Here is a 9386-nt window from a genome sequence, read left to right on the forward strand (position 1 = left end):
GGCGAGCTCCACGACGGTGGGTTCCACCGTGGCCCGGCCGGTGTCCGGCTCCAGCCGTGCCGCCAGCCCGAGACTGACCGCCTTCGTGCCGCGGTTCTGCAGCCAGAGGGCGTACCGGCCGACCGCTGCCGTGCCCACCTCCGCGCCCAGTGTCGCGGTGAGGTCGTCGCGGCCGGTCAACCGCACGAGCCCGGTGGCCGAACCCACCCGGGCGTCGTCGGCGGCGTCGGTCGCCCGCACGGTGAACGGCAGCAGGGCGGCGTCGGTCGCGGTGCCGGCCGGTGGGTCGAAGACCACCTCGACGGTGGTGTGCCCGCCCGCGGCCAGGTCGGCGGTCGCCGGTTCGACGAGTGCCCAGTCGCCGACCCGGCCCCGCGCGACCGACAACCGCAGGCTGACCGCCGTACCGGAAGGGTTGTGCAGCTCGGCCGGCACCGTCGTGCGCGTGCCGGGCACCAGGTCGGCCGGCACGTGCGGGAGCACGATCTCGACGTGCATCTTCTCAGCTCACCGGAAAGTCGTACGGGTCGGCGTCCAGCGGCTCCCGGGCGTCGGTGGGGCCGAGCCGGCCCGGCGGGCCGAGCGGATCCTGGGGGCCGAGCGGATCCTGGGGGCGGAGCGGATCCTGGGGGCCGAGCGGGCTGCCGGGCGGGTCGGCCGCGGGGTCCGGGCCGCTCTGCAGCTCCAGCTTGTCGGCGATGCCGTCGTTGTCGCTGTCGGCCCGGGTGGGATCGAGCCCGCTGATCTGCTCCAGCCGGTTGTCGAGGCCGTCGCGGTCGTCGTCGCGCCAGTCGGCCGCGAAACTGCCGTCGAGGTGGCCGTCGCGGTCGGTGTCCGGCGAGTTCGGGTCCAGCCCGCTGGGGATCTCGAACGCGTCGGAGAGCCCGTCGGCGTCGCTGTCCGCGAGCAGCGGGTTGGTGCGGATCACCACGGCCTCGTAGCCGTCGGGCAGGTTGTCGCGGTCGGTGTCCCGGTTCGCCGGGTCGAAGCCGGCCTGCTGCTCGTAGGCGTCGCTCAGGCCGTCCGCGTCGGTGTCCGGGCCGCCGAGCAGGGGTGGCGGCTCGACCGGGGGCAGGGTGACCGGGGGCGGGACGGTGGCCTCGCCGTCGGAGATGCCGGGGATGACGGCGGCGTACTGGAAGCGGTCGCCGGAGGTGAACTGGCCGACGCCGTCGCGCGAGTTGCGGGCCTCCACGGTGGCGCCGTCACCGAGGCTGATCGCGACGTGCGCGCCCGGGGTACGGCCGTCGCCCAGGCGTGGCTCGCGGTCGAAGGAGAACAGCAGGGCGCCGGGGATGTCCTTGGCCTCCTCGACCGGCACCAGCACCCCGAGCTTCTTCAGGTGCAGGTACTGCTGGGTGGCGCCGTCGGGCAGGGTCACCCCGGCCTGGCTCGCGGCCCACTGGGTGAGCTCGGAACAGTCGAAGACCTCCGGGTCGGCGTCGTCGAGGTCGGCCTCCGAGCCGAACACGTACCGGTCACCGATCTGGTTGCGGGCGACCTCGAGGAAACGGTCAAGGGCTGCGTTGTCGCCGGTGGCACCCTGCGCGAAGGCCGCGCCGCCGCCGCCACCTGCGCCGCCACCGGGCGCGAGCGGGTGCCCGTACCCCGGGGTGCCGGTCCAGACGCCCAGGCCGGACGGCTGGCCGGCCGCGACCGCAGCCCCCTGGGCCTCGTCCTGGTACTGCAGGTAGCGCGCGGAGGAACCGCCGTGGGTGACCGTCCACGGCGAGACGTCGGCCCCGCCGCCGGACACCTCGAAGGCGGCCCGGGCGTTGTGGACCGGGTCGTAGAGGTCGTAGCGGCGGGCCAGGTCCGGATGCGCCGCCGCGTTGATCTGCCACAGCCCCCGGGAGTCCTCGCCGGTCGAGTTGTGCGCGCCGGTGTTGCCCCGCGACTCGGCCAGGGCGATCGCGGTCATGGTGGCGGCCGCGTCGGGGGAGAACCCGGCGCTCAGCGCGAAGCCGTAGATCTGCTCGGCCGAGTACGTCCGCATGGGCCCCTCCTTCGCCGGGAAGAGGTCGCCGGCCGCGATCCCGCCACGATAGGGACGGCCGGGGTGCCGATGGCGGGCGGAACAGGCACGGCCCGGGGTGCCGATCGGTGCCCGATCGGGCACCGCGCCTCCGGCCAGGTTCACCCCTTCGTCCGGTATTGACGCACCGCTTTGCCGAGGGCCGGGGGCGGTGCCACGGGCCATTGTGGAGATCGACCGCGCGCCGCGACAGGGAGGCTCCACCGTGACCGGACCGTCCGACTGGGTTCCAGCCGGCATCGACGTCGATCGGCCCAGCGCCGCGCGGGTCTACGACTACTTCCTCGGCGGGGCGCACAACTTCGCGGTCGACCGGGCGCTGGCCCAGCAGATCGCCGCGATGACGCCGAACATCGGCGAGACCATGCGGTCCAACCGGGTCTTCCTGCGCCGGGCGGTGCGCTACCTGGTCGAGCAGGGCGTACGCCAGTTCCTCGACATCGGCTCGGGTATCCCGACCGCCGGCAACGTGCACGAGATCGCCCTGGCCGCCGCCCCGGACGCGGCCGTGGTCTACGTCGACATCGACCCGGTGGCGGTCGAGCACAGCCGGGCGATCCTGAAGGGGGTGGACCGGGCCGGCGTGATCTGCGCGGACGTCCGCGACGTCGACCGGGTGCTCGGCGAGGCCGGCCGGCTCGGGCTGCTCGACTTCAGTCAGCCGGTCGCCGTGCTGCTGGCCGGGGTGCTGCACTTCGTGCCGGACAGCGACGAGCCGGCCGCGACCGTGGCGGCGCTGCGGGACGCCGTGGCCCCCGGCAGCTACCTGCTCGTGTCGCACGCCACGGCCGACGGGCAGCCCAGCGAGGTGGTGGAGGCGCAACGGCTCTCCGGCCGTACCGCGACCGAGATCGTGCTGCGCACGCGGGCGCAGATCGGCGCCTACTTCGACGGGTTCTCCCTGGTCGATCCCGGTCTGGTGTTCATACCGCAGTGGCGGCCGGACCCCGGTGATCCGGCCGACGAGCACCCCGAGCAGGTCGGTGCCTACGCCGGCGTCGGCAGAAAAGACTGACCGGGATGGGCTCGCAGGGCGGGCTGACGGACTTCACGGCGTGCTGGCGCCGGCTGGTGGCCCACGAGGGCTTCGTGCCGATGGACCTCGGCGGACTCGACGCCCTGCTGGGAAGCCTGACCGACCGGCTCGCCGAGGCGGCGCGGGCCGGGTCGTTCGACCCCGGGGCGGTCGGGGCGGTCGGCTCCGCGCTGGTCGAGGCGCATCTGACCGAGCCGGCCGTGCTCGCCGCCACTGTCTCCCTGATCGGCACCCACCTGGCCGGGGCCACCGGAGCCGGACCGGACCGGATCGTGGAGATCCAGGCCGCCGTGGCCGCCGGCTACGCGACGGCGATCCGCGACGCCACCATGGCCGAGCAGGAGCTGCTCGGCCGGTCGGTGCTCAGCGCACACGCCTCCGCCGAGCGCGCGCTGCGCTCCAGCGAGGCACGGCTGCGGGCGGTCTTCCACGGCGCGGCGATCGGCATCGGCGTCAGCACCATGGACGGCCGCATCGTCCAGGTCAACCAGGCGTTCGCCGACCTGCTCGGCTACACCACCGAGGAGCTGTGCAGCCTGCTGGTGCCGCAGCTCAACCACCCCGAAGACCCGCCCGAGATGTGGAAGATGTACGAGGCGCTGATCGGCGGCGAGCATGATCACGTACGGATGGAGAAGGCCTACTACCGCAAGGACCGCGCCGTCGTCTGGACCGATCTGACGGTGTCCCTGATCCGCGACGAGGCCGGCCACCCGGAGTTCACCATCGCCATGGTCCAGGACATCACCGACCGCCGCCGGCTCAAGCACCGGCTGGAGCATCAGGCCACCCACGACCCGCTGACCGGCCTGCCGAACCGCACGATGGTCGGCGAGCAGCTTCAGCGCATCTTCGACACCGGCGACCCGGACGCCCGGGTCGGGCTGTGCTACCTGGACCTGGACGGCTTCAAACGGGTCAACGACACCCTGGGCCACCAGGTCGGCGACGAACTGCTGGTGGCGGTGGCCCAGCGGCTGCGCACGTGCGCGGCGGACTTCCGCCAGCTCGCCGGCCGGATGAGCGGCGACGAGTTCGTGCTGCTGATCGAGAACTCCAGCGGCCCGACGGAGCTGACGGAGCTGGCCGAGCGGACCCTGGCCGTGCTGGCCGAGCCGTACCAGCTGGGCCAGCACCGGATGCGGGTGTCGGCCAGCATCGGCGTGGTGGAGAGCAACGTCCACGCGACCAGCCCGGCCGAGCTGATGAAGGCCGCCGACCTCACCCTGTACGTGGCCAAGTCCGAGGGCCGCAGCCGCTTCGTGATGTACGACGCCGACCGCAACGCCCGCCAGGCGGCCCGGTACGCGCTGGCCGCGGCGCTGCCCGACGCCCTCGACCGCGGCGAGTTCACCCTGCTCTACCAGCCGCTGGTGAGCCTGGCCGACCAGCGCCTGATCGGCGTCGAGGCGCTGCTGCGCTGGCAGCATCCCCAGCTCGGCGAGCTGACCCCGGACTCGTTCATCACCCTGGCCGAGGAGACGGGCATCATCGTGCCGCTGGGCCGCTGGGTCCTCGAGCAGGCGTGCGGCCAGGCGGCCGACTGGGCCCGCCGCTTCCCCGGGGTACGGATCTCGGTCAGCGTCAACATCACGGTCTCGCAGGCCCACGAGCCGACGCTGCCGGCGGAGGTGGAGAGCATCCTCACGCGTACCGGCCTGGACCCGTCGCTGCTGGTCCTGGAACTGACCGAGAGCGCGATCATGGACACCAACGGCCCGTTGCAGGCGCTGGCCAGCCTGGCCGAGCGCGGCATCCGCATCGCCATCGACGACTTCGGCACGGGGTACTCGAACTTCGCGTACCTGCGCCGGCTGCCGGTGCACACGCTGAAACTGGCCGGCCCGTTCGTCGACGGCCTCCGTGATCCGGCGGGCGGCGACTCGGTGGACGAACGCATCGTGGAGACGATCATCCGGCTGGCCCACACGATCGGCATCAGCGTGACGGCCGAGGCGGTCGAGACCCGGCTGCAGGCGGACCGGCTGCGGGCGCTGGGCTGCGACACGGGCCAGGGCTGGCTGTTCGCCCGCCCGATGCTCCCGGCCGGCGTGGCCGACCTGCTGCGCGAGGAACCCGTCAGCTGAACGCGGCGCGGTGATCGCTCACCCAGCCGGCGAACGTGCGGCCCGGATGCCCGGTCACCTCTGCGACGGTGGTCGTGACCGTGGTCTCGTCGATGACACCGCCGGCGAAGAACGCCTCGAAGGCCGCGGCGTACTCGGCGGGAAGGGTCGCGTACAGCTCGTCATGGGTCTGCTCCGGGGTCTGGCCGACCGCCCGCAGCGGCCGGCCGAGCACCTGGGCGAGAACGCCGACCCGGTCGGCGGGAGTGAGGGCCTGCGGCCCGGTGAGCCGGTAGCGCTGCAGCTCGTGGCCGGGCTCGGTGAACGCCCGGACGGCGACCTCGGCGACGTCCCGGGGATCGACGGTGGACACCGCAACGTCGGGGAACTGGGTGCTGATGGTGTCGCCCCGATCGAGCTGGTCTTTCCACTGCAGCGTGTTGGTCATGAAGCTGTTGGGCCGCAGGAACGTCCAGGGAATGCCACTGCCGGCAACGGCCCGCTCGGCGGCGAGGTGGTAGCGGGCGACCGCGTTGTCTGTGTCGGTGCCGAGGACTGAGCTGCTCGACAGCAGGACGACGTGTCCGACGCCTGCGGCTCGGGCGTCGGCCAGGAGTTGCTCGGCGTTGTCGTAGCCGGCGAGGAGGAAGAGGCCGTCGGTGCCGGGGAGGGCGGGGGCTACGGACTCGGGGTGGTTGAGGTCGCCGGTGGCGAGGTCGGTGCCGCGGGGGAGGCGGTCGGCGGCCTTGGTGGGGTCACGGACCAGGGCGCGGACCGGTACGCCGGTGTCGTGCAGGGCCTGGACGACCGCGCTGCCGATGGTGCCGGTCGCCCCCGTAACCAGAATCATGCCGTTCCTCTCGGCCAGATGTGCTGTCCCTGGTCGCCGGCTATGAGACCAGGGTGAAATTGGGGATCTTCGGCTCGCGCGCTTCGCGGGAAAGGTGGATGTCCTGCACCACGGCGCCCTCCGGGATGGGCGCCCGCGAGATGCCGATTCCCCGCAGGCAGTTGTCGCACCAGAAGTGTCCGTAGCCGATCGCGCGTTCGAGGTCGCCGGTGAAGACGAGTCGCAGGGCCTTGTGACCGCAGTGGGGACAGGCGACACCGGCGTCGCGCGGGATGGCGTCGTAGACGTCTGTGTACGCCGCCAGCCAGTCGTCGTAGGTGGCCACTACTTCCTCCTCGGTTCCGGCCGGATCGGCTGGTTGTTCCACCATTCTTCCTCGTGGTCGTAGGCGCGGTCCTCCCACCGGTCCAGTTCCGCGTCGTCGGCCGGGAAGGGCTTCCCCTGGGCCAGCTCGTCGTGATGGAACTTCTCGTGGGCCAGAGTCCGGGCCAGATCCTCCTCGCTCCGAAAACCGGCCGGGAACAGCACGATGCTGCCGTCGGGCCGGGTGCGGCCGCACACGCCGCGGATCTTCTTGTCGCCCAGCGAGATGTCCAGGTCCGACACGTCGATGCCGTACTTGGCGGCGATGGTCTCCACCGACTCCAGTTCGAAGAACTGGATCGGCCCGGCGCCCCGCTTCTTGACCCGGCTCAGGGTCGGCTCCTCCAAAACGGCTTGCCGGCGGCTCAGAAGATGCTTGAGAGCGTCGATTGCCTCGGTCACCGTGTCGCTCAGACCGCGCAGGCGGGCCAAGCTGCTGATGAGGCCGCGCAACCAGGTGGCGATTCGTGCGGCCCAGGCGGCGCAGAGCGTGCTCACCTGCTCGATCACCAAGGGTGTTGCGAGCCCGAGGGTGAAGACCTCCTCCGCGGCGTACGAGATCAGCCGCGAGACCACAACAGCGATCGCGTCCCGGACCATCACCCGGACGCCGGCGATCAGCATGCCGGCGCCTTCGGTGATCGCCGCCATGGTCTCGGCGGCGCTCGCCAGGGCGCCCACCGCGTCCCGTTGCTGTCCCGACCAGGTGCGGTAGGCGTCGGCGGCCCGGCCGGTCCAGTCGGCGACGTCCCAGCGCACCGCCCGGTCCAGGTCGGCCGACCGGTCGCGGAGCGAGGTGGCGACGTTGCGCCAGGTCTGGGCCTGTGCGGCGATCTGACCGGGATCTCCCGCCAGCCAGTCGAGGGCCTCGGACAAGGGCTTGACGTGCTCGATGATCCAGGCGACGCCGTACTGCAGCAGCCCGCCGATCGGGTCGGAGATGAAGGCCAGAGCGTCCAGGCCGGCCGAGACCGCGCCGAGCGTGGATTCGATCCAGCTGCCGCTCCTGATGCCGGCCAGGACGGCTTCGATGTCCTCGGCGATCCAGACTCCGGCCCACGGGCTGACGGGGGTGTTCGCCTCTCCTGCCACGAGCGGGTTAGTGCCGGGCATGAGGCCCCCGATCCCTGTCTTGCCATCGGCGCCTGTCACTGTATAGCCGTTCGGCCAGACGTGGGGGATATGTCGATGGATCTTGGTGGTGCGGGCGATCTAGGCTGCCCGCATGCATAACGGGGACCTTCATCGATTCATCTGGCGCCGGCGGGCCATCGCCGGCCTCCTCACCCTTTCCGTCGCCGGCCTCACCGCCGCCTGCAAGACGCCGACCGCCGCCGAGCCGGCCTCGGTCGCCGGCGCCGGCCCGGCCGCCTCCAGTGCGCCCGCCGTCAAGTACTTCGGCCCGGACTCCTTCGGCAAGCTCACCATCACCATGTCCGAGAAGGACGCGCTGGCCACCGGGGAGCTGCAGACCGAGCCTGTCTCCACCGTGCTCGGCAAGAACGTGTACTCCTTCGTCGGCGGCCCGAAGCCCGACCCCAAGCGGATGGCCGCTGACGAGAAGCTCGAGAAGGCCGTCGAGAAGGCCGATGCGGGCACCGACACTTCCGCGGCCGGTTCGGCCAAGGCCGCCAAGGCGTACGCCGATTCCACGCAGCGCATCGTCGAGCGGCTGGAGGCGTACCTCGGTGCCGGGGGTGCCTCCTTCCGGGACGGCAAGCTCAGCTCCATCGCCGCGCCGAAGGATGCTGTCACGGAGGCCGGGATCAAGCGGGGTTCGTCGGTGGCCGAGCTGAAGGCGGCCTATGCCGGCAAGGGGCTCAAGAGCACTTCCAAGACCGCGTACGAGCTGCCGGTCGAAGGCCACGCCGGCTGGACCGTCCTCTTCGAGCTCAAGGGCGACACGGTGCAGTACATGTCGATCGGCAAGGCGGGCTAGTTCGACGGTACGGTGGAGCGACGTTCATCGATCAACGTCGATCAGGGGGAACCCGGATGAAGTCGCTCATCGTCGCCGTGACCGCTGTCCTGCTCAGCACCACTCTGTTCGCCGCTCCCGCCCGGGCCGGCACCTCCGCACCGGCTGCACCGGTCAGTGTGTCGGAGGTGCCCGCCCGGCTCATCCCGGCCCGGCCCAGCCCGGACGAGGTTCGTCGCTCCCTCGCCCGCATCGCTCGGGACAGTGACGGCCGGGTCCGGCTCGGCGTCATCGGCCGCAGCAACGAGGGCCGGGCGCTGCGACTGGCCAGCGTCGGGCACGGCCCCACCCGGCTGCTCTACGTCACCCAGCAGCACGGCGACGAGCCGTTGGGCACGCCTGCCGCCGTACGCCTGTTGTGGTCTCTGGGTGTGCCCCGCACGGCCTGGCACCGCTGGCTGCTCAGCCGGGTCACGATCGACGTCGTGGTGCAGGCCAACCCGGACGGCGCGGTACGCAACCAGCGCTACAACCACGACCCGGCCGCCACCGGTGACTACACCGAGCCGGGCGTCGGGTACGACATCAACCGCTTCCACAACCCGCTCACGCCCATCGGGGACAACCCGGTGCCCGAGTCACGCGCGATCCTGCGGCTGTGGCAGGCCACCCGGCCGCAGGTCGTGATCGACTACCACATGCAGGGCCGCTACCTGCAGCCCGACGGCCGGGAGACCACCGCCTCGATCCTGTGGCCGACCAGCCCGCTGGCCCCGGCTCCGGCGGTCACCGCGGCGCGCCGGCTCGCGGTGGTCAACGACACCGCCATGACCCGGGTGGCCGGGGCCAACGTGACGCGCTATCCCGGTGGCGACTACGAAGGCATCGCGCGCAACGCGTACGGGATCCTGGGTAGTGCGTCGCTGCTCGTCGAGCTGTCCGATCTGCCCGCCGAGCAGGTGGAGTTCCAGATCCGCACCGCGTTCGTGTCGATGCTCGCCACCGTGCAGGCGGCGGCGGACGGATCGCTGCGGCGGGCCGATCCGGCGCGGGCAGACGCGATCCCGGCCCGCGGCCCCTCACTGCCGGGAGTCGTGTCCTCGCTGGCACGCGTCGAC

General features: G+C 72.1%; 9 protein-coding genes. 4 read left to right on the forward strand and 5 right to left on the reverse strand.

Annotated features, from left to right (window positions below; all coding sequences use genetic code 11):
- On the reverse strand, positions 1–498 hold a 498-nt coding region (locus AB0C29_RS20170; protein WP_360822190.1), incomplete at its 3' end, for a hypothetical protein.
- Positions 499–502: 4 nt separating this feature from the next.
- A complete protein-coding gene (locus AB0C29_RS20175) occupies positions 503–1996 on the reverse strand; it encodes an NlpC/P60 family protein (protein WP_360822192.1) in 1494 nt (497 codons plus the stop codon).
- Between the two features lie 244 nt (positions 1997–2240).
- Between AB0C29_RS20175 and AB0C29_RS20180 the strand changes: the two genes are divergently transcribed.
- Positions 2241–3050: an SAM-dependent methyltransferase gene (locus tag AB0C29_RS20180; RefSeq protein ID WP_360822194.1), complete on the forward strand. Its 810-nt coding sequence runs from the start codon at positions 2241–2243 to the stop codon at positions 3048–3050.
- A 5-nt stretch (positions 3051–3055) separates the two neighbouring features.
- On the forward strand, positions 3056–5158 hold the full coding sequence (locus AB0C29_RS20185) for an EAL domain-containing protein (protein WP_360822196.1): 2103 nt from the start codon (positions 3056–3058) through the stop codon (positions 5156–5158).
- Here AB0C29_RS20185 and AB0C29_RS20190 read toward each other — a convergent pair.
- Genes AB0C29_RS20190 through AB0C29_RS20200 form a run of 3 tightly spaced genes read right to left on the reverse strand, consistent with a single transcriptional unit; the run spans position 5151 to position 7463 of the window.
- On the reverse strand, positions 5151–5987 hold the full coding sequence (locus AB0C29_RS20190) for an NAD(P)H-binding protein (RefSeq protein WP_360822198.1): 837 nt from the start codon (positions 5985–5987) through the stop codon (positions 5151–5153). The genes AB0C29_RS20185 and AB0C29_RS20190 overlap by 8 nt on opposite strands.
- Before the next feature lie 40 nt (positions 5988–6027).
- Positions 6028–6312 (reverse strand): hypothetical protein, encoded by a 285-nt coding sequence (locus AB0C29_RS20195; protein ID WP_360822200.1) that lies wholly within the window; start codon positions 6310–6312, stop codon positions 6028–6030.
- Positions 6312–7463, reverse strand: a complete 1152-nt coding sequence (locus AB0C29_RS20200) for a hypothetical protein (RefSeq protein ID WP_360822202.1) — start codon at positions 7461–7463, stop codon at positions 6312–6314. The genes AB0C29_RS20195 and AB0C29_RS20200 overlap by 1 nt, the downstream gene beginning before the upstream one ends.
- 112 nt (positions 7464–7575) lie before the next feature.
- Between AB0C29_RS20200 and AB0C29_RS20205 the strand changes: the two genes are divergently transcribed.
- Together AB0C29_RS20205 and AB0C29_RS20210 are read left to right on the forward strand one after the other, a co-directional pair.
- Complete coding sequence (locus AB0C29_RS20205) at positions 7576–8289, forward strand: hypothetical protein (RefSeq protein ID WP_360822203.1); 714 nt, start codon at positions 7576–7578, stop codon at positions 8287–8289.
- 56 nt (positions 8290–8345) lie between these two features.
- A partial coding sequence (locus AB0C29_RS20210) for a M14 family zinc carboxypeptidase (protein ID WP_360822205.1) occupies positions 8346–9386 on the forward strand: 1041 nt, incomplete at its 3' end.

Source organism: Actinoplanes sp. NPDC048791 (assembly GCF_040650095.1).
In the GTDB taxonomy this organism is placed as follows: Bacteria; Actinomycetota; Actinomycetes; order Mycobacteriales; family Micromonosporaceae; genus Actinoplanes.

Excerpts from the sequence above, each read along its gene's own strand:
- AB0C29_RS20175 (WP_360822192.1), bottom strand. The coding sequence starts at position 1,996 with ATGCGGACGTACTCGGCCGAGCAGATCTACGGCTTCGCGCTGAGCGCC.
- AB0C29_RS20185 (WP_360822196.1), top strand. The coding sequence starts at position 3,056 with ATGGGCTCGCAGGGCGGGCTGACGGACTTCACGGCGTGCTGGCGCCGG.
- AB0C29_RS20190 (WP_360822198.1), bottom strand. The coding sequence starts at position 5,987 with ATGATTCTGGTTACGGGGGCGACCGGCACCATCGGCAGCGCGGTCGTC.
- AB0C29_RS20200 (WP_360822202.1), bottom strand. The coding sequence starts at position 7,463 with ATGCCCGGCACTAACCCGCTCGTGGCAGGAGAGGCGAACACCCCCGTC.
- AB0C29_RS20205 (WP_360822203.1), top strand. The coding sequence starts at position 7,576 with ATGCATAACGGGGACCTTCATCGATTCATCTGGCGCCGGCGGGCCATC.